This window comes from Desulfurella multipotens (genome assembly GCF_900101285.1).
Classification (GTDB): domain Bacteria; phylum Campylobacterota_A; class Desulfurellia; order Desulfurellales; family Desulfurellaceae; genus Desulfurella; species Desulfurella acetivorans.
Map to the genome: position 1 here is coordinate 123,012 of NZ_FMYU01000007.1, position 21,056 is coordinate 144,067.

Genomic DNA, 21,056 nt, shown 5'->3' on the forward strand with positions numbered 1-21,056 from the left:
AGAGGTGTGATATGAGTATGCAGGTAGGTTCTAATTACATATTGGGTTTGGGAAATACTAGTAATCTTAACCTTCAAAGTATGCTTCAACAATTGGTTACTGCTCAAAGTCAGCCTATTATAAATCTCCAAGCTCAGCAAACGCAGCAAAAAGCATACCTCCAAACATTTTCAAATTTTTCAAGCCAGCTAATACAATTACAAACGAGTGCAAACAACATTATACAAGATTTAACCCAGCAAACGGCAACATCAAGCAATACCTCTGTGGCAACAGTAAGTAATAATCAAACAACGGCCAGCGGTATACACACATTGAGCGTAACTCAATTGGCAAAAGCTCAAGTATGGGTTTCAAGTAATGGGTTTTCAAGCCCAAATAGCCAAGCGGCAACATCAAATGGTGTGTTTAGCTTTTCCATTGGAAGTCAATCCTATTCTGTAACTGTAAATACTTCAACAACCCTCCAAAGTTTAGCCAACGCTATTAATGCTACAAATTCAGGTTTGAGTGCGAGCATTGTTTATAATGGATCTAGTTACAATCTTGTTTTAACTACGCCAACTGGTACACAAAACAACTTAACAATAAATACAAATAATACGCTTGCTGTATTTGGTTCAACCCCAACTCAAAATTCTCAAGATGCACAAGCAACACTTGATGGGGTAAGCATAACCTCACAATCAAATGATTTAAAAAACTACATACAAGGTGTTGATATACAGCTTCAAGGAACAGGTACAACGACAATAACACTAAATTACAACACTTCCCAATTAACGCAAGATATGCAAACCTTTGTCAATAACTACAATAATCTATTGCAATATGTCAATCAAAATAATTCTTATGATTCTACAACTAATATTGCGGGAGCATTTTTTGGTTCTACTGCTATACAATCAGTTATGGCAAGTTTGAGAAATGCATTTTTTGGTTTATTTAATCAAAACACAAACCAGACAATTAATTCAGCAGAAAGTATTGGCTTTTCTTTTGATAGAAATGGCAACCTACAATTTAATAGTCTTACATTTCAACAGGCTTTATCAACTAATTTTAATGCTGTTAAAAATATTTTAACAAATTCCTCAGCCAATGGCATAATGGATTTGATTAATAATGCCGTTAATCAGGCAACATCTGTTAATGGTGGAGCTATAACAACAGCTCAAAATATTATTCAAAACCAGATTAACTCGCTTCAATCTCAAATAAATACCTTAAAACAAAATCTGCAAAACTACCAAAATAACCTTGTCGTACAATTTTCTCAACTTAATACCATAATGAACCAGATGCAGGCACAAAGCCAGTATTTGACAACTATGTTTGATAGTTTGACAGGAACAAAAAGTGGCTAGAAGCTACAAAGGAGGAAAAGATGGATGCAGGTGATGTAACTAAAACAAACTTGAATTTTATACAAAATAAGCAAATTAATCTAATAGCCACACAAAATAATGCAAACAATTTTTTTTCTGTATCCACAACTAATCCATCACAAGTTAGCACAAATGAAAAAAGTGATATCAACAGTACGAGTTTAAGTAAAAACGATGTCAAAAAATTGATTCAAAAACTTAACGATTCTATTAGTTCTTTAAATGATAGTGTTAAATTTAGCTATTCAGAAGACGCTAAAGGTCTTATTGTAAAAGTAATTGATAGTAAAACAGGTCAAGTGATAAGACAAATACCACCAGAAGAGTTAATTAAGCTTGAAGCAAGCTTAGCCCAATCTATAGGAATAATTTTTAACAAGGAGGTAAAATGATTGCAAGCAGTGCGTATAAAGCCTATAAGAATACACTTGCAAATACAACAGATGATAGACTAAATATTATTGGTATAATGTATGATGGCGCTTTAAGTTATGCAGTTAAAGCAAAAGAAGCGATTGAAAATAAAAATATACTTGAGAAAGTATATGCAATTGAACGACTTAATTCTATTTTGCTTGCACTAAGAAATGTACTCGATGTAAAAAACTATCCAGAAGCTGGTAAGTTCCTTGAGTCTATTTATGATTTTTTACTTTTGCAAACGCTTAAAGCCAATTTAAACAATAATATTGAGGAAATGGAAGTAGTAATTAGATACTTACAAAAAATGAGCGAAATTTGGAATAAAGATGTTTTAAAAAAATAAAACAGGCTTGTTTAAAAGCAAGCCTTCCTTTGTATTTTAATCAAATGCTTGATAAATTAAGAATTAATTGTTATAATCAAACAGATGGGTTGGGTTTATTTAGCTTTTGCTATTTTGTTTGAAGTTTGTGGCACGACATCTATGCGTTTATCAAATGGCCTTACCAAACTTTTTCCTTCCGTGGCTTTGTTTGTTTGTTATGCTGTAAGTTTTATATTTGCTACAATGGCTACAAAATATTTAAAATTAGCCATAATGTATGCTGTGTGGTCTGGTGTAGGTATTGCTGTAATAACGTTGATTGATCTTACAATTTTTCATGAAAAAATCAATTTAGTTGAAGTTTTAGGTCTTGTGCTAATTTTAGCAGGTAGTGTTTTACTCAGGATTGCCTGAATATGGTTGAATTATTAAGCCCTGCGGGAAATTTTCAAAAATTAAAGACCGCTATACATTTTGGTGCAGATGCAGTTTACTGTAGTTTTGAAGATTTTGGTTTGCGCTCTCGCGCTGGAAATTTTACATTAAAAGAACTAAAAGAAGCTATAGAGTATACAAAAAAAGCTCATAAAAAAATTTATTTAACTTTAAATTCCTATTTATTTGACAAAGATTTTGAAAAATTAGAGGCATTTTTACCTTTTTTAAAAAATAATCCCCCTGATGCTTTAATAGTTAGCGATCTTGGTGTATTAAGTCTTTTGCAAGAGACAAAAATTCCTATACACATAAGCACTCAAGCAAACATTACAAACTCATACGCTGCTAATTTTTTAAAACAATTCAATGTAGAGCGTATTATTGCGGCAAGAGAGTTGACCCTAAGTGATTTAGCAGTTTTTGTGAAAAATACAAGCCTTGATGTTGAGGTTTTTGTTCATGGTGCAATGTGTATGGCTTACTCTGGCAGGTGCTTTATTAGTTCTTATTTGACTAATCGTAGTGCAAATAAAGGTGATTGTGCGCAAAGCTGCAGGTGGAAATATATAATTTTTGAAGATACAAGGAAAACCATGCCCATTTTTTTAGAAGAACACAAAGAAGGCTCGTTTATATTTAATTCTTACGATTTGTGTGCTTTACCAATTTTAGATAGGATTATAGAAACTGGTGTAAAATCTTTGAAAATTGAAGGCAGAAATAAAAGCGAATACTATGCTGGCCTTACTACAAAGTCATACAGAAAAGCAATAGATAGCTACTATGAAGGGACTTATAAAAAATATATGGCGTCTTTATATGAGCAATTAAAGACTGTAAGTCACAGGCCTTACAGTTTGGGATTTTTTCTTGGAAGACCCAAACAATATCTAAAAAGTAGCGCTTATTTAAAACCTTGCACTTATGTTGCTATTGTGCTTGAGCGTGTTGGTGATAAATTAAAACTTCTTGTAAAAAACAGGTTTGAGGCTGGATCGTTTGAGTTTGTAACTCCACATACTAATGTAAATGTATGCATTGATACAATATATGCAAGCGATTATAGCTTAAAACAAGTAGCTCACCCAGGTGAGATTGTATATATTAAAAGCGTTGACAATATAGATAAAAATGATATCCTTAGGGTTTGTTATGAGAGTGATAGCTGGCATTTACAAAAACAGGCCATTAGAATTTAAAAAAACAAAACAAATAAGACCTACCAAACAGATAGTAAAAAAGTCTTTTTTTGACACTATTTGTCCTATTATAAATGGTGCAGTTTTTGTCGATTTGTTTGCTGGTAATGGTTTTATTGGAATAGAAGCGGTTTCAAGAGGCGCAAAGAAAGTTTTTTTTGTTGATAAAGATGATACTTTTATAAAAAAGAACTTGCAAAATTTAAATATAAGCAATGATAAGTTTGAAATTTATCAAATGGATGTGTTTAATTTTTTGAATCTAAATGTTGTTGAAAATGCTGATATTGTTTATATGGATGCTCCATATTCATTAAAAATAGATGATCTGGTGGTTTTTTTATTGAAAAAGCTAAAAAAAGATGCTATAGTTTGCGTAGAAAGTAACAAAGTGGTAGAAAATGAGCGTGTTTTTAAAATAAAAAAATTTGGCAATAGTATATTGAATTATTTGAGGTAATATGGATAAGTGTTGTGTTGTGGCAATTGTGCCTGGTAGTTTTGATCCTATAACAAATGGTCACATAGATATTATTAAGAGAGCATCTAAAATTTTTCATAAAGTAATAGTTGGCGTTGCAAAAAATACTGCTAAAAAATCTTTTTTTGATTTTGAAGAAAGATTTGAATTAACAAAACAGGTCATTGAATCATTAAATGTAGCTTCTATAAGTGTTGAAAAAGTGGATGGTTTGCTTGTTGATTTTGCTAAATCTAAAGGGGCTCAAGTCATAGTTAGAGGTCTTAGAGCTGTTTCCGATTTTGAGTACGAAATGGAAATGGCTTTTATGAACCGTTCTCTTGCACCAGAAATTGAGATCATTTATTTTATGCCTTACATTAAGTATTCCTTTTTAAGCTCAACTATAGTAAAGGATGTTTTTGTAAATGGTGGAGATGTAAGTGCATTTGTGTCACCAATAGTTATTGAACATATGAAAAAAAAATTTAAGGGGGAAAGATGAAGAAAAAACTTGCTGAGCGCATCGGAAGGATTGAGGAATCTATTACGATTGCTATTACAGCCAAAGCCAAAGAAATGAATGCTTCTGGGATTAAAATTCTATCATTTGGCGCAGGTGAACCTGACTTTGATACACCAGATAATATCAAAGAAGCAGCTATCAAAGCTATCAGAGATGGTTTTACAAAATATACAGCAGCAGGTGGCATAAATGAACTAAAAGATGCTATTATTGAAAAAGAAAAGAAAGTTAATGGTGTAGAATATAAAAGAAACGAAATCTGCGTGTCTGCTGGAGGAAAACAAAATTTATTTAACCTGTCTCAGGTATTGTTTGAAGAAGGCGACGAAGTAATAATACTAAGTCCGTATTGGGTAACATATGAAGCAATAGTAAAGTATGCAAATGCGGTGCCTGTTGTAATAAAAACTACTGATAAAACAGGTTTTGTACCCACTCAAGAGCAACTCTTAAAAGCTATAACGCCAAAAACCAAAGCTATTATATTAAACAATCCTTCAAATCCAACAGGTGGAGTTTTTGAAAAAAAGGATTTGGAATTTTTGGCAGAGCTTGCGCTTAAGAATGATTTTTGGGTTATATCAGATGAAATGTATGAGTCTATTGTATACGATGGCTACAAGCCTGTAAGCATTGCGAGCCTTTCAAAAGAAATAAGAGACAAAACAATTGTAATAAACGGTGTAAGCAAAACATACTCTATGACAGGATGGCGCATTGGATACTCTTGCGGAGATAAAGAACTTACAGAAAATATGACGAAACTACAAAGTCAAAGTACATCAAATCCTACTTCTATTGCACAGATAGCAGCACTAGAAGCACTTACTGGTCCTCAAGATAGCGTTGAGGTTATGAGAAAAGAATTTGAAAAAAGAAGAAACTACATTGTAAATGCACTGAATTCCATAAATGGCATTACATGTTTTAACCCAAAAGGTGCATTTTATGTATTTCCAAATATAAGTGGTTTGTATGGTAAAAGCATTAATGGAAAAACAATAAATAACTCTATGGATTTTGCCAGTGTTCTTCTGGATGAAGCAAAAGTAGCTGTTGTTCCCGGTATTGGATTTGGTGATGATGATTATGTAAGATTGTCTTTTGCTACAAGTATGCAGGTAATCCAGGAAGGTATAGAGGCTATAAAAGAGTTTGTTTCCAAGCTAAAATAAGCTTTTGATGGCTGATGATAAAGACAAGATAATAGTTATAGAAGAAGAGCCAAATTCCAAAGAAGAAACTCAACTACAACAAAAGCAACAGGAAGTTCCTGAAGAAGAAGAAAAAAACCCCCTTTTGGTGCCCAAAAAGAGACCTGTATGGCTTTTTTTGGGCACTGGCATAGTTTTTCTTATAGCTGCCGCTATATTTGTTTTTTTTTCTAAAAGTCCTGTACCAAAAAAAATCACAAAACCTCAACCTCAAAAAGTTGTAAAAACAAAAGAAAATTTAGATTTGCATTTTATTGAAGGACTTAATCTTGAAAATAAAGGTAACTTAAAACAAGCAATAGAAGAATTTAAAAAATCCAAAAACTATCTATTTTTAGCATATATAAACATTGCAAAAATCTATCAAATGCAAAACAACCAACAAATGGCATACGAATATATTAAAAAAGCCAACGATTACCTTCATTCCACTTTTTCAAACCCAAATGAGTATATTGACTCATACATGTACCTTTTTAGCTATTACATGCAAAATAATCATTTTAATGAAGCGAAAGATTTACTTAAAGATCTTCAAAATGCCAACATAAAAAATCATGAAATTGATATAATGAATGTATATTACGATTTTTTAACCCAAAAAGATGTAAAAAATGTGCTAAACAACATTGATCAAATGCTAAAAAAAGGCTATAAGGATAGACTCTTGTATGAAATGTTAGGCTATATTTATGCAAAGGAAAACAACTATCCAAAAGCTAAAGAGTATTTTTCAAAAGTTGGTAATTCTAGTGTAGCTGAGCATAATATGGCTTTTTTACAATTTGCACAAAACAATTTAGAAAACGCACTTAATTATGCAATAGAAAGTTTAAATAAAAAACTAGACCCTAAGCTAGCTTATTTTGCATATTTACTTGCTTTAAAAAGTAATAATATGCAAACTGCATACAACCTCATATCTAATATAGACACACAAGATGTAGTAAATGATTTTTCAATTGTGCCAACTTTAGATAAACAAGAATTGTTAAAACAAATTAATTATAAAGATTGCAGGATTATTTGTGCTTTACAGTCACTGATTATTATGCAATCAATTGATCCTATCCACTATAGCGCTAATCTTGCTTCAAATATTGACCTTGGTAATATCTATTTAAGTTTTGGTTTGATGAGCCAGGCAAAAGAATCTTATATGAGCGCCATAAGTGAAAGTTACAGTCTAAACCAGGCCAACAAAGCTTATGCATATTTTAAAGAAAATAATCTTAGACAGGCTTTAAATTATTATCAAAAGGCTTACCAAAGTAACCCCTCAAATCCCATATTGTATTATAATCTAGCTTTAATGTACGAAAAAAACTATAATTTTGATAAAGCAAAACAAATGTTTAGTGTGTTAATAAATAGATACCCAAATTTTCCTCTGCCATATTTTAATATGGCTTTGATAGATTTTACTCAGGGCTCTACGCAAACAGCAAAAAATTACTTAAACCAATTTTTTACAAAGCAATCAAGTCTTGGTAGCAAACCAAAAAGCGTACTTGTATGCAATGATTATGCTTTAAGTTTGGTTAATAAGCTTAAAGAACCAAAAAATATCAGTGTAGAAGATTTTGTTTTGTTAAAAGCAATATCGGATGGAAGATTTGATTATTTAAAACTTGAAAAAAAATATTTAAATGATAAATTACATTTAAATATGAAAAATTTTGATATGGTAGATATCCTTGAAGCATTAAGAAACTTTAACCCTGATTTGAATAGAATTATGGCTGATTTATACTTAATTGAAAATAAACCAGAAAAAGCAATCAGAACTTTTACAAATATTAACGATTATAATGCACAAGATTACTATAAAATGGCATTGTGTTATTTATTGCTTGGCTATAAAACACAGGCAGATGATTATCTGACAAAATCAATACTACTAAATAAAAATACCAAAGATAGCAATATAAATCCTTTGTTTGCAAAACTTATTATTCAGATTATGAATAAAAATCTTAATGGCATGCAAGATTTAACAAAAAAAGTCAATTCTAATAAAGGTTTGTTATCTTTTGATATAGAGGTTAAAAAATGAAAAAAGTATTACTAATTGTTTTTTTGATTTTCTTTCTAGTTTTTATAGCTTTTACTTCTTTTGTAGTTTCATTATACATTGATACAAATAAAGACTTTCAAACGCTTATGAGCGGTAGTTTTTTTCCTGTACCCACTACAGTTTATGACTCTTCAGGTAAAAAAATAGCTATTTTTGGTGGCCAGCGCAGGCAAGTTGTGAGTTTTGATCAAATTTCCAATAATATGAAAAAAGCTATACTTGCAGCAGAAGATGCTAGATTTTACGAACATGGACCAATTAGTTTTAGGGCTATCGGTAGGGCTTTATTTGAAGATATTATGCATGGGCGTATTGTACAAGGTGGAAGCACCATTACCCAACAGCTTGTTAAAAATCTTTACCTCACACCATCAAAAACCATATACAGGAAGTTGAAAGAAGCAGTATTAGCTTATAAAATTGCTAATCATTTAACAAAAAATGAGATTCTAACTTTATATCTTAATACTGTATATTTTGGAAATGGCGCATACGGTATAGAATCTGCAAGTGAAATTTATTTTGATAAGCACGCAAGTGATTTAACTATTGCAGAATCAGCCATGCTTGCTGGACTTGTTCAGGCTCCAAATGCCTACAATCCGTATTACCATCCAGAATTAGCTGCAAAGCGCACTATTTATGTTTTAAATAACATGCTTGAAAACCATTTTATAACAAAACAGCAATATTTAGAGGCGGTGAACTCAAAAATTGTTTTGGCCCACCAAAGCGAGATGACACGCTATGGCTACAATCCAAAAGCTGCTTATTTTATTGAGTATGTAAGGCTTTGGCTAATAAATAAATACGGGGAAGATGTTGTAAATAAAGGTGGTTTGAAAGTTTATACAACTATTGATATGAATATGCAGCGTGACGCCTATAATGCAGTAAGAAGCGGTATCTTGAGGTTATCTGGTGGTAAATACAATGGTCTTGAGTCTGCTTTAATTTCAATTGACCCAAGAAACGGTTATGTAAAGGCTTTAGTGGGTGGGTTTGATTACCAGATTAGCCAGTATAATAGAGCAATTCAAGCAAAAAGACAACCTGGGAGTGCTTTTAAGCCTATAGTTTATCTAACTGCACTTGAACAAGGTTGGAAGCCCACAGATACTATTGCTGATGAGCCTATAGAGTTTAAAACCGGTAACAAAATTTGGAGACCAGAAAATTATTCACATACATTTCATGGTCAGGTTACACTACAATATGCTTTAGCACATTCTGTCAATGTAGCTACTATAAATTTGCTATCAAAAGTTGGCGTTGAAAATGTTATTGCCAATGCGAGAAAACTAGGTATAACAGAACATATACCAGATAACTTAACTATTGCTTTGGGGTCATTTTCTACAACATTGGCACAACTAACAAGAGCATACTGCGCATTTGATAATATGGGGTATTTGCCAAAATTAATATTCATAACAAAAATTGTTGATAAAAATGGAAATGTAATTTACGAAGACAAACCTGAATTAAAAAATGTATTTCCTCAAGATGTTGGTTATGTGCTTGTAAAAATGATGCAAGATGTAATAAAAGAAGGTACAGGTGTAGCTGCACAAGCACTTGGAAGGCCAGCCGCAGGTAAAACTGGTACAACAAATGAATCTCGGGATAACTGGTTTATTGGTTTTACGCCACAACTAGTAACAGGTGTTTGGGTAGGTTATGATGATAACCGCTCGTGCGGACCAACAGCAGTTGGTGCAACAATGGCTTTGCCTATATGGTTAAATTATATGCAAAATGCATTGGCTGGAAAACCTGTGGAAAACTGGAAGCCACCTTCTAATTTACCTGCATGGGCTCAAGCGCTATATTTAAATCAGAATGTTACAAATGCCACAAACTCTACTAATGAAACTATAACAAATGCCACAAACGCAACAAATTATTAACACAGACACTCAAAAGCGCATTGATTCATATCTGGCAGAAATTTTGGATATACCAAGAAATCAAATACAAAAATGGATTGAAAAAGGTAAAGTATGCGTAAATGGCAAGGTTGTAAGCAAAAATTATAAGCTTAAAGGCGAAGAAAAAATTTCTTTTGAGCCAATTGAGTTTGAAAAACCAAACCTCAAAATTGCAGATTGTGATATTAAAATATTATATGAAGATGATTTTTTAGTTGTGGTAGATAAACCTGCGGGTGTTGTTGTACACCCTGGTGCTGGAAGCGAACATAAAAGCGTGGTGGGCGCTTTACTTTTTAGAGGAATAAAATTATCAGATATTGGTGCTCCACTAAGACCTGGTGTTGTTCACCGCATAGACAAAGATACAAGTGGTGTTATAGTTTTGGCAAAAGACAACAACACGCATTTTAAACTTGCAAATCAATTTGCTCTGCATATATCAAAACGCTATTACATAGGCATATGCGAGGGTCACATAAAAGATAGTTTTGGAACAATTAAAACACAAATTGGTCGCCACCCCATAAAACGCAAACAGTTTGCAGTTGTACAGGGAAAACTTGCAGTTACGCACTACAAAGTAATTATGCGCCTAAAAGATATGGATATTGTACGCTTCGAATTAGAAACTGGAAGAACTCACCAGATACGTGTACATATGCAGTATTTAAATCATCCGCTTGTTGGTGATAGCGTTTACTCAAAATCATCTAAACTTATACAAAGACATGCGCTTCATGCATTTTACCTGGGTTTTTTCCATCCTAATTCAAATAAGTTTTTAAAATTTTATTCAAAACTTCCAAAAGATATGATAGAGTTAATTGGTTAATCGTATACTTGCATTTTTAAAAAAGATAGGCTAAATTTAGAAAATGAAAAATGATCCATTTGTAAAATCAAATAGTCAAAAAGGCGTTTTTGAAATGCTGTTTGCAACATTTATATGGGGTTCTATACCAATTTTTTCAATCTGGTGTAATTTGCCAAGTCCAATTTTGGTATTTTTTAGAGTGCTTTTTGCTGTGCCTTTGGTTTTATTTTACTCAATTAGAAAGCTGGGCAAAGACGAATTTTTTAGAATCAGACCCTTTGCTCCATTATTCTTATCTGGCATAGCGCTTGCTTAATTATTGTTGCTGGCTTTTTGGTTAGTGCTTTACATCCAAAGCTTCTTTTTAAAAGAAAGTATTGACAATTTTTACACTATGCTTTATAAAAGCTTTCAAGCGCCAGCGTAGCTCAGGGGTAGAGCAACTGATTCGTAATCAGTAGGCCGGAGGTTCAAATCCTCTCGCTGGCTCCATACAAAGAGTCGACTTACTAACCTCTATTCTTTTGTGAAGCAGTTTTTTTTATTTTTCTTATTCCTCATTTACGCTATCTTCTCTAGACTAGCCATATAGACACTCATAGGTGTTTTATAGCCTAAGCTTGCATGCGGTATTATCATAATTGCAAGAATAAATGTATTCTGCTATTATCTTTCTTACTCCCTTTTATAAGAAACAACATCGCTTAAAAAATCAAACACCATTCAATAAGGTTTATCGGCTAAAATTTTTCATAATTAGGTAGTTTTTACGTTCTTCTTGCCATTCTTCAAATTTTTTTAAGTATTTTTGCCTAATATTTTCAAGTTTTTGCCTAATATTTTCAATAAGTTGTTCAACATATGTATTTTCAGAATCTTTTAATAAATTTTCAATAAGTTGTTCAATATGTATCTCATATGTATTTTCAGAATCTTCTAATAATTTTAAACCGTCATTTTTAATATATTTCTCAAAATAATCTCTTTTAATATCATCATACCCATAGCTATTACAATCAATGTTTTTTTGTTCTTTTTTTTCGCACCACTCTATGACTTTGATATTTTTTATCCGTTCAATAACCTCTTCAGTAGAAACCGTCTGCGGTAGATTAAATGATGAATTAGAAGACGAAACCCATTCGACCCTACTTACTCTGAGTTCTGATACTCTTATGCTTTTGCAATACTCTAAAATCTCAATCTGGCACTCGTTAATGATATCTGCTAGCTTCTTGCAAAGATCGTTCAAATCCTTCATTATTCCTTTCATTAATAAACCTTTTCTTTTTCAATAAAAATGCTTTTTTGTGCTTGAGCAAAAAATTCTTGGTATAATTTTGGATCTTCTATCTGATTAACTTTTGTTATGCCACCTTTCGTATTTACAACCTTTTTGATGAAATTTGCCCTAACTTTAGTTTGATTACCAAACTGATCTACGCTGATATTGCCTTCTACAATGGTTGCTACATCATAGCCATACTGAACTCCATACCAAAATTGTTGGGCTTTGTTAATCGTTTGAAATGTTCTTTCTGCTGTTATTAAACCCATATCTGTATTCAAAACCTTTATTACAAAACCTTCGTCTTGTAAAGCATTGACCATAGCCTTTAGAACCATTTTTGTGTTTGTTGTATCATATGTTCGTGTTTGATACGATCGTATCTTGAATGTGCTAACGCTTTCTGCAAGGTTTATATTGGGAGTTTCACAAGAGGAAAGAAAAAAAGCTATTACCACAATACAAGCAGATAGATAAGCTATCTTTTTCATAATACCCCCTAAAACTGGCTCGCATTATATGCAATCGATTTTACTAGCCCGTTATTGTCAAATTTTATTATTACTGTTAGCGTTTTTTGTGTTGAACTGTAAGCTCCAGAACTACTACCATAACTACCGCCTATGCCACCACCAGCCATACCAGATCCTCCAACGCCAACTCCACCAACACCTACTCCCACAGAACCACCACTTGCCGAATATGATGTCTCCTGTGAGACCTTATCATATATCCAAGTTTCGTTCCCATCGCTATCCTTTGTAACAATATTTGGAGAGCCGAGAACTTCTGCTACCCTTGATTGAGAGTCACCATTGTGTATATATTTTTGCACCAGCCCAAGAGTAATCTTCCTTTCTTGAGCAGATGATAAATTGGCTTGTTGCTGTGGCAAGCTCGCACAACTTGAAAGCACAATAATGCTACCAAATGCGACAAACACAAACGATAAAGTTTTCATAAAAAACACCTCTAAAATATGGATTTAAAACAATTGTAAGAAGTTGTTAATTTATTGTCAAGCAAATTTTAACTTTTTTATACTTTATATACATTACAACAAAACAAAGCATAAAAAATTAGTAGCATTTTTATTTAATTTACATTTTATAAATCAATTTTAGGATTTTTATGCTTAAATTCTATTTCAAAACCTTTTGTGCCAAAACTAAATTTTTTAATTATTGGCTCTAAAAAAGTAACCAAAGACAATATGAATGAAAGTATTAGAGTAGTAATTAAAAGAACATCAGGTAATTTTTTAAGATATAAACCAACGCACACAAATAACAAAAACAATACCAAGAAAGGAGCTCCATAAAGAAAACTCTTGTAAAAATTTTTCAGATGGTCTTTTGATAAAAAATATTTATGTGTATTTGGAGTAGCTATTTTTAAAATAATTTCATTTTGCGGATTTAAAGCGATAGCCTCGTTAATCAATTCATTGTATTTATTTATATTATCAGTTTGAAAATAACTATAAGCCAACCTTGCTGTTAAATCAGATTTTTGCTCTTCAGACAAAAAATCTTCATTTTCTTTTAAAGTTTTTTCTATGCGTTGAATTAAATTGTCATAATTATTATTTTTGGTATTTATTTTACTTTCTAATAAAGCTATGTCGTAGTCTATGGAGGCTCTTTCGTTTCTATATTCAACATAATCCAATTTGTATTTAATGTTCTCAAGCTTTGTTAGTGTATTTTTATAATCTTCTTGTTTTTTTAATTCAATTTGGCAATTGCATATTTCATATAGGTAATCTTGGAAATCGTTTAAAAAAAAGACAAAATTTTTATTATCTAATTGTTTTATATCTATGCCTGTAGCTTTTTCTAATAATTCCAGAGACCTTTTAAATGTTTTTTCTGCAAGACAATACTTTTTTTCTTTTTTTGAAAGCAATAAACCGAGATTATAAATAGGATAAGTTTCCACTATTGTTTGATGCGGCATTGCCTCAATCAATTCAATGGCTTTCATATAATTATTCATTTCATCTTGCAAGCTTTGATAAGTAGAAAATCGAGACTTTAAATCAAAAAAATCATAAAATTCAGTTTTTTCTATATTCTCTATAGCTAAATCACAGTATAAGTTTTTGTTTAAAGATTTTTCAAAGTTTAATATATATTTCCAAGCTTCATCTTTTTTATCTTTATCATACAAAATATCTACTAAACCATGTAAAGCAAAAATATTTAATTTAGCCGATAGCGATTTTTCATAATACATAATGGTTTTATGTGAAAATTCCTCATAATATGAATATACATCTGCAATTTTGTTATAGAATAAGGCACTCCATATCTGGTTGTTATTTGTTAAATCATTGTAATCTGTTTCTATCTGGTTTATTTTTTGCATAACATTTAGTTTCAAATTTATATACTCAGAAAAAGAAAGTTTATGATTTTCAAATAATGTTTTTGAGATTTGCAACACATATACAAAGATTTTAAACATTACAAATGGCAAATAAGTAAATTTTTGGTCTAGTCTAAAATCTATTACTTCATAAAAATCTTTTAAGAGTTTTTTTGATTCTATTTCGTAATCATAGCTTTTGCCATTTAAAAAATTTTTACTATAAAATGATGGAATATAGTCTAAGGCAAATAGTTTAAAACATAAAGTAAACAGTTTTCTATTTTCTTTGTCTATTGAATTTAATTTTTCTAAATAATCATCAAACCTATTAAGCCAAAATAATGATTCTAAATAACAAAAATCCTTTAAGTCTGATGGTTTTATATCTTGGCTTTTTTGTATAAAAATCGTAAAAAACCCAAACAAAAAAAAATCATAAATGTTCTCCAAATTTTGTTTACCTTGTGTCATTTTCGCCTTCCTCTTTTTACTTTATTTATTAAATTGCACAATTTATCCACAATATCAGCTACCTAACTCTTGCGCTCCCATTGGCTTTTGTCCGCCTGCGGGTTCTCTTTGATCTATTAACTCTTTGATGAAATTCATTTATCTGAAATCTTTGTGCTTTCAACTCTTCACTTTTTCAATTTCATTTTTTACTTTCCTTTAATATTTTTATTTCTTCTTCGGTTAAATCATACAATTTATATACAAACTCGTCTATCTCCCGCTCCAGAGTATACGAAGCATCCTTGCTTCAGGGAGTTTGTCCATCAGGGTTTAATGGACTTACTCTGGATTACCCTCTCCACCAGCCCTTCTATGCGTTTTTCCTTCCAAACAGTGGTTATACTGATGATTCAAGTGCAACAAAATGAGCACTATCTTTTTCTTTAATACAAGTTAAAATAAAAGAAACCGAATTAATTATCTCCGGAAGTTCGGGAAAATTATTCGCATATGTAGGATTTTCCTCGTGAGAATATTCATCCATTAATTTTAAAGCCATTATTTTCATATTTTCAACGCCATTTATATTAGAGATATTGGTAAAAAAATCATTTGCTTTTTCTTTAAACTTTTTTCCATTTGGATATCTCATAAAAAGATACATTTCAAAAAATCTTCTTAAAATATTTGGTATTAAGTATAATTGCTCAAAGGAGTTCTTATCTTTATCTTGTGTATCATTGAATTCTTTTAGCAAAGAGAATAGATAATTATATTCACTTTTAAATTTCATCAGTAAGTCAGGTAGAACTTCAATTGTTGAGTAACATTGATTTTTATTTTCTATTCTCTTTATTAAATAGAACTTTCCATTTTTATTACCTAAACCATATTTATATAGATCTTTAATCAAATTGAAAAAATCATAATTGTGTGTTGTAATAAAAAGTTGTCCAATATTCTTTACTTTATCACATAAGAAAGCATAAACCCTATGCATATGATTTGAATCAAGACTTGAAACAGGATCATCTATAAATATTACAGAATTTCCGATATCAAAATTTGTTTCTTCTAGTTTTGAAAAGAAATAGATTAAAGAAATTATATTTCTTTCACCTGTGCTTAAATTTTTTGCAATTTGATCATTTCTATAAAGTTTATATCGACCATTTTCAGTTTGTTCTATTTTAAACCTATCATCACCGAAAAAGTTATTTAAATACTCATTTAACTTCTTTGCACCAATAGCTGATGCTTTAATTTTTTGCTCTATCTCCTTAATCTCTTCAATAATATTATTAATTTTCTGCTCTAAATTTTTGATTTCCTCATTTAATTGATTAATCTCAATTTTTAACTCAAAATACCTTTCATCTTGAATAAACTTTGCACAGTAATGCAATTTTATTTTTTCTTTTGCATCTTCTTTTTCCTTTTCTAAAGAATTTACCTTATTATTGTGTTGTTCAATAATTTTTTTAATTTCTGCAAATAAATTAATTATTTTCTTTTCTATGTCTTCATTAATAGACTGATCAATAGTGATTGTTTCAAAAGGTTTTCCTTTTTTTCTCTTTAATTCTTTTATTAAACTTTTAACATTATTAATGTACTGTGTTTTCATCTCATTAAAACGATTCAGCAAGTTTTCATAATTTTGTTGGAACTCATTATAAAGTCTTGCTTTATCTGGAAACGAAATTTGGTTTATATATTCAATATGATGATTTAATTCAGCTTCTTTTTCATCAATCTCTTTCATCAACAGATTGAATTCTTCGGAAAAATGCTTGTTTAGTTCATCCAAACGCTCTTTTGTTAAAAGATTTCCACAAAATTGACAAGTGTTTTCATTTTTATGTAGTTCGATGCCATCTTTTACCCATTCACTTAGACGGGCATTTTGATTTAGTTTTTCAATAATTTTTTGGGCAGTTACTTTGTTATTAAGAACATTTTTTATATCAGTAATATATTGACCAAGCTTAGGATCTATTTTTGATGAAAGATTAATTGTTTCCAATTTTTGTCTAAAAATAAGATTGCGTAGGTTATTTACTTCATTATCTCTTAATATTTTTTCAGAAAAATTATCTTTAATTTCTTCTATTTTTTCTTCTAAGACATTTCTATCAAATTCTTTTGAATTTGTGATTGATAAAATATCGCGTATTTCTGATGCTTTTTTGGATAGTTTATTTTGAAGGTCTCTTTCTATTTGATTTTTTTCATTTTCATTATTGCTCTTCTGTCTTTCCATCTCCTCCTTTTCTTTCTGTTTTTGTTTTAGTTGTTTATCAAGTTCTTTTGACTCCTCTCCTAAAATGAGAACTGGATCTATTTCAGCATTTTCATTATTCCACTCAAAGTTATCTTCAATAAAATCTTCATTAAAAACTCGTATAGGATAATTGTTATCAATATTTTTATCCGTCAACTTTTGATTATTTTCCAAAACAATAGAAAATTTTGAATTTTGATAATCTTTATGAAGTTGTTTTTTCTCAAAGCATCGAAAAATTCTTGATAAAGTAGTTTTACCCGAATAATTCCAGCCATAAAAGAAATTATATTTCTCAAACTGTGATATATTTTTGTCCCAATCAAATTCAATAAATTGTCCAAAATTTCTAATTGAATTTATTTTCTTCACTTCCATTTTTATCTGCCTCCTTCAATTATCCTTATTTCTTCTTCAGTTAAATTATAAAGTTGATAAACCAGTTGGTCTATCTCCCGCTCTGATGCTTGCGTATCTGCCTGCGGGTTGGCTTTCTTTGCCGCCAGGATTATATCCACCAGCGACTCGATGCGTTTTACCAAAGCCTCGTTGGAAGGGGTGATGGGGGGAAGGGGGATTTCTAAAACATGTTGACTTAACCATCGAACACCTGAACTGCCTAACTTTGTACAATACCAATTTGTATAAGAAAATACGTTTAATTTTGAATTTAAAAATCCAAGAATATATTTCAATCTTGTGCCTGTTAAAATATAACCTGTATTTGAAACAAAAAAACCAACATTCGCATCAAAAGCAAATTGTGAGCCTTGTGCTAATTCTTGCCACACCACCTTTTCCTTCTCAAATTCGGGGTAGCAAGCAATTTGGTCTTGGGTTTCAAACCATTTGTTGCTTGTTTTTTTGCGTGCATTAAAACCAAGTTCAGGATATTTTTTGCCGGATTGTTCTAATTGCCGAATATCAAAATGGTCAAGAAAATATTTTTTCAATGTTGGATAATCATCAATGTTTAAATGGAGTACAGGGAAAGTTCCTATCACCCACAGCCCCGCCCACTCATAATAATATCTCTTTATATCCTTTCCTCTAAGAATTGGCTTTATAATTTTGCTTGTTCTTTCTCTTTCTTCTTCAGTTTTGCAGTTTGCAAGTATCTCATCTTTTTTTTCTGTGGTAATTATAAAAGCTTCGTTTAAGCCTGTTTTTATTCCATAATAAATATTCACATCCCATTCTTTTAGCGGTTTGCCAAGACGCTCTATCTTTTCTTTTAATCTTTGCTCAGCACTGCTTCCTATAAACCAGGCATCTTTAGAGAGTTTTTCAAGTAGTATGCCTTTTTTATCTATTGCATTTAGTATATTTTTTTTGTCTTCTTTTTGTAGAGTGGTAGCGGTAAGCTTATTTTGATTTTCTTTCTTTTGTATAAGCAAGATGTTTGTGTCTACTGTTGCGCTTTCAAATACACCTGGTCCTAAATCGATTAAAATCTTAGGATTGTGCTTTATAAAAAACTCTCTTAACTTTTCTCCATAACCTGCTCTCATCCATTTGTTTGATGTTATAAAACAAAGATGACCACCCTCTTTTAGTAGATTTATGCCTTTTTCATAAAAAAGAGTGTATATATCCCCCATGCTGTTAAACACTTCGTAATTAAATTTTTTATACTTTTTTGCAAGTAAGCCAGCATTCTTTTGCAGCTGTATATACGGTGGATTTCCAATCACTATATCAAAGCCACCACTGCGCATTACTTTTGAGAAGTAAACTACGAAATCAAATTCTTTGTGACCATTTGTAAGCTCTTTGATTTCTTGATCAATTTTTCTTTTTAATTCTCTTTTTCTATCTAAATTAGTTGTTGTATGGTATTCGTCTTCCAACTGCTCTAAAGTATCAAAATTTTTATATAAGTCTTGTTGAATACATGACAGTGAATCGCCTGCTACAAGCTTGTAATCCAGGTTTGGCAAAGGTTTTATCTGGGTTAGATCTTCTTCGTCTACTATTAAAGATAGCCAGAATCTTAGCCTTGTAATCTCAACTGCACCTTTATCTATATCTACTCCGTATAGAGAATTTTGTATAGAGTGGCGCTTGAAATTATAGGCAGTTTTAGTTTCGTCGCCAATATATAAATTTAGGACTTCTCTTGCCTTTACGATTTCGTGCATAAGACCTATAGGGAAAGCTCCAGAACCTACAGCAGGATCTAATATTCTTACGTCTTCTAAAAGCTTATCTATTGTTTTAGCGTTTTCTTGTATAAAATCGGGAATCTTTGAAGTGTATTTTGTACTTTTTTGTTCTCCTTTTTTAATTTTTTCTTCCTTTTCTATTGCAGTTTTATCATTTTCTATAAACTTTTCAGAGTAAAAAATAAAAGCTTTTAAATCTTCTTTCAGGTTTTCTAAATTTTGGGATTTACCTTTAAGATTTTCAAACAAATACTCTACAAGAGCGTTTTGTGCCATAAAGTGCACTATCTCTCTGGGGGTGTAGTAGACTCCATATTCTTTGTTAAACTTATTTTCCGAACCTTTGCTCTTCAGTGCTTTTTTATATTCTTCGAAATTGTCCTCTCTTATTGCGTTTAGCTTTTCATAGATTTTGCCTAAAAGTTCTGGGTCTACTGCTACTTCTTTTTCAAGCGGTTCATCTTCTTTTACCGTAAAGTTAAATAAATCAAATATGTCCAGGATACCTTCTTTGGCATTGTTTGAAAAAAGATCGTTTGGTATCAATAGATCGATATTTTTCCAGTCATAGTCACCAAATGGTTCAAATAGACCGCCGTTTAAAAACGGTATCTTGCAGCCTAAACGTTCATGCCAGCTAGGATCTGCTTGAGAGCTTCTTTCATTGTTTAAAGCGTCATAAAAAAGATACTCTAAGTAGTCGTTAAAAAAGTTTTTCTTTTCTTCAATGCATCTTTCAAATAGTGAGCGCAGAAAATTTTTGTCACCCTCCCCCCAGTTTTTATTTTTAGGAACACCAAGCCAGCCTTTTTTTTGCAAAAAGTATAAAAATACAATTTGACCAAGCAGTTTTTTGGCAAAATCAACTGTATTAATGTTCTTCCGCTCAAATTCTTCTTTTACTTTTTTGTCTCTATTGACAATTTTATCAAGTTCAAGTTTTGTTCTTATAAAAAGGTCTCTGTATTTCTCAAAAAATTCCTTTGTTACAACTTCAACATCAAAAGCTTTTTCTAAATCTTCAAGCGTGGGTTGAAATTCATCATTTTCAATTATGGGTAAAAATCTGCTTTGGACAGTATGACTTTTTTCATTTTTACCGACTAAAAAGGACCATCTTTTAGCAGAAGTAAATTCTTCTTTTGGTTTATTCCCCTCAAAACGATAGTCCAATTTTACCAAAGAAAATCGCCAATCGTACTCATTGGAATCGGGTGGGACAAAGGCAATAAGAGCTGCATCTTTTTCTGTAGTTGTTCCAAGCTTTCCTTTTAAATAATCGGCGACAAAGTTTCTCTGAGCGGTTCTTGCTCTGGAAAGAGATTGCCCTTTTTTTAGTTTTATTATCAATATATCAATTTTTTTGCCATCCCTATCCTCATAACGGCCAATTCTTTCCCAGGAGCTAATGAAACGAAGGTATCTTTCGGTAATGCCCTGTGTCCCATATCTTGGCTGGAGGGCTTTGGTCCTATCGTAGCTCTTGAATAGATTGGAAATGAATTTTTTAAAATTATTTTCATTAAAAGAATTTTCAAAGGTTTCAATTATTAGATTTCTTGCGTGTTCTCTATCCATTGCTTTCCCCTGTTAAATAAAGTGATAAAATAACTTCCCTTTTTCCTTCTGTTATAGCAGAAGTTTCTGCATAATGACTTTTAAGAAAGGTAGGTGAAATCTCCCTTTGTAATACAC

18 protein-coding genes and 1 tRNA gene are annotated in these 21,056 nt (G+C 31.3%); 13 read left to right on the plus strand and 6 right to left on the minus strand.

Going from position 1 to position 21,056, the window contains the following annotated elements:
- Window positions 1-11 precede the first annotated feature (11 nt).
- The 13 genes from fliD to BLQ93_RS05985 all read left to right on the plus strand — a co-directional run bounded on the left by fliD (window position 12) and on the right by BLQ93_RS05985 (window position 11,290).
- On the plus strand, window positions 12-1,367 hold the full coding sequence (gene fliD / locus BLQ93_RS05925) for a flagellar filament capping protein FliD (RefSeq protein ID WP_092128890.1): 1,356 nt from the start codon (window positions 12-14) through the stop codon (window positions 1,365-1,367).
- 20 nt (window positions 1,368-1,387) lie between these two features.
- Window positions 1,388-1,780 (plus strand): flagellar protein FlaG, encoded by a 393-nt coding sequence (locus BLQ93_RS05930; protein WP_092128892.1) that lies wholly within the window; start codon window positions 1,388-1,390, stop codon window positions 1,778-1,780.
- Window positions 1,777-2,154, plus strand: a complete 378-nt coding sequence (gene fliS, locus BLQ93_RS05935; protein ID WP_025392775.1) for a flagellar export chaperone FliS — start codon at window positions 1,777-1,779, stop codon at window positions 2,152-2,154. Before BLQ93_RS05930 ends, fliS begins: the two co-directional genes overlap by 4 nt.
- 84 nt (window positions 2,155-2,238) lie before the next feature.
- Window positions 2,239-2,550 (plus strand): DMT family transporter, encoded by a 312-nt coding sequence (locus tag BLQ93_RS05940; protein ID WP_025392774.1) that lies wholly within the window; start codon window positions 2,239-2,241, stop codon window positions 2,548-2,550.
- A gap of 2 nt (window positions 2,551-2,552) precedes the next feature.
- Window positions 2,553-3,773 (plus strand): peptidase U32 family protein, encoded by a 1,221-nt coding sequence (locus tag BLQ93_RS05945; protein WP_092128894.1) that lies wholly within the window; start codon window positions 2,553-2,555, stop codon window positions 3,771-3,773.
- Complete coding sequence (locus BLQ93_RS05950; RefSeq protein ID WP_025392772.1) at window positions 3,727-4,233, plus strand: RsmD family RNA methyltransferase; 507 nt, start codon at window positions 3,727-3,729, stop codon at window positions 4,231-4,233. The genes BLQ93_RS05945 and BLQ93_RS05950 overlap by 47 nt, the downstream gene beginning before the upstream one ends.
- A gap of 1 nt (window position 4,234) precedes the next feature.
- Entirely contained in the window at window positions 4,235-4,738 is a 504-nt protein-coding gene (gene coaD, locus BLQ93_RS05955) for a pantetheine-phosphate adenylyltransferase (RefSeq protein ID WP_025392771.1), read from the plus strand.
- A complete protein-coding gene (locus BLQ93_RS05960; RefSeq protein WP_025392770.1) occupies window positions 4,735-5,934 on the plus strand; it encodes a pyridoxal phosphate-dependent aminotransferase in 1,200 nt (399 codons plus the stop codon). The genes coaD and BLQ93_RS05960 overlap by 4 nt, the downstream gene beginning before the upstream one ends.
- 7 nt (window positions 5,935-5,941) lie before the next feature.
- Window positions 5,942-8,029: a tetratricopeptide repeat protein gene (locus BLQ93_RS05965; protein ID WP_092128896.1), complete on the plus strand. Its 2,088-nt coding sequence runs from the start codon at window positions 5,942-5,944 to the stop codon at window positions 8,027-8,029.
- Window positions 8,026-9,960: a penicillin-binding protein 1A gene (locus BLQ93_RS05970; protein ID WP_025392768.1), complete on the plus strand. Its 1,935-nt coding sequence runs from the start codon at window positions 8,026-8,028 to the stop codon at window positions 9,958-9,960. The genes BLQ93_RS05965 and BLQ93_RS05970 overlap by 4 nt, the downstream gene beginning before the upstream one ends.
- Complete coding sequence (locus BLQ93_RS05975) at window positions 9,935-10,816, plus strand: RluA family pseudouridine synthase (protein ID WP_092128897.1); 882 nt, start codon at window positions 9,935-9,937, stop codon at window positions 10,814-10,816. Before BLQ93_RS05970 ends, BLQ93_RS05975 begins: the two co-directional genes overlap by 26 nt.
- Window positions 10,817-10,859: 43 nt before the next feature.
- Window positions 10,860-11,114, plus strand: a complete 255-nt coding sequence (locus tag BLQ93_RS05980; RefSeq protein ID WP_092128899.1) for a hypothetical protein — start codon at window positions 10,860-10,862, stop codon at window positions 11,112-11,114.
- A 101-nt stretch (window positions 11,115-11,215) separates the two neighbouring features.
- Window positions 11,216-11,290 (plus strand) — tRNA-Thr (locus BLQ93_RS05985).
- Between the two features lie 241 nt (window positions 11,291-11,531).
- On the opposite strand, the gene BLQ93_RS05990 is transcribed toward BLQ93_RS05985, so the two are convergent.
- The 6 genes from BLQ93_RS05990 to BLQ93_RS06015 all read right to left on the minus strand — a co-directional run bounded on the left by BLQ93_RS05990 (window position 11,532) and on the right by BLQ93_RS06015 (window position 20,939).
- The gene (locus BLQ93_RS05990; protein WP_143338709.1) at window positions 11,532-12,059 is read right to left on the minus strand and encodes a hypothetical protein; all 528 of its coding nucleotides are present in this window, start codon (window positions 12,057-12,059) and stop codon (window positions 11,532-11,534) included.
- Window positions 12,060-12,070: 11 nt separating this feature from the next.
- A complete protein-coding gene (locus tag BLQ93_RS05995) occupies window positions 12,071-12,577 on the minus strand; it encodes a hypothetical protein (RefSeq protein WP_092128903.1) in 507 nt (168 codons plus the stop codon).
- 8 nt (window positions 12,578-12,585) lie between these two features.
- On the minus strand, window positions 12,586-13,047 hold the full coding sequence (locus BLQ93_RS06000; RefSeq protein ID WP_216818750.1) for a hypothetical protein: 462 nt from the start codon (window positions 13,045-13,047) through the stop codon (window positions 12,586-12,588).
- 146 nt (window positions 13,048-13,193) lie between these two features.
- Window positions 13,194-14,930, minus strand: a complete 1,737-nt coding sequence (locus BLQ93_RS06005) for a hypothetical protein (RefSeq protein WP_092128905.1) — start codon at window positions 14,928-14,930, stop codon at window positions 13,194-13,196.
- Window positions 14,931-15,309: 379 nt separating this feature from the next.
- A complete protein-coding gene (locus BLQ93_RS06010; protein WP_092128907.1) occupies window positions 15,310-17,574 on the minus strand; it encodes an AAA family ATPase in 2,265 nt (754 codons plus the stop codon).
- Window positions 17,575-17,576: 2 nt separating this feature from the next.
- Window positions 17,577-20,939, minus strand: a complete 3,363-nt coding sequence (locus BLQ93_RS06015) for an Eco57I restriction-modification methylase domain-containing protein (RefSeq protein WP_092128909.1) — start codon at window positions 20,937-20,939, stop codon at window positions 17,577-17,579.
- Between the last annotated feature and the right edge of the window lie 117 nt (window positions 20,940-21,056).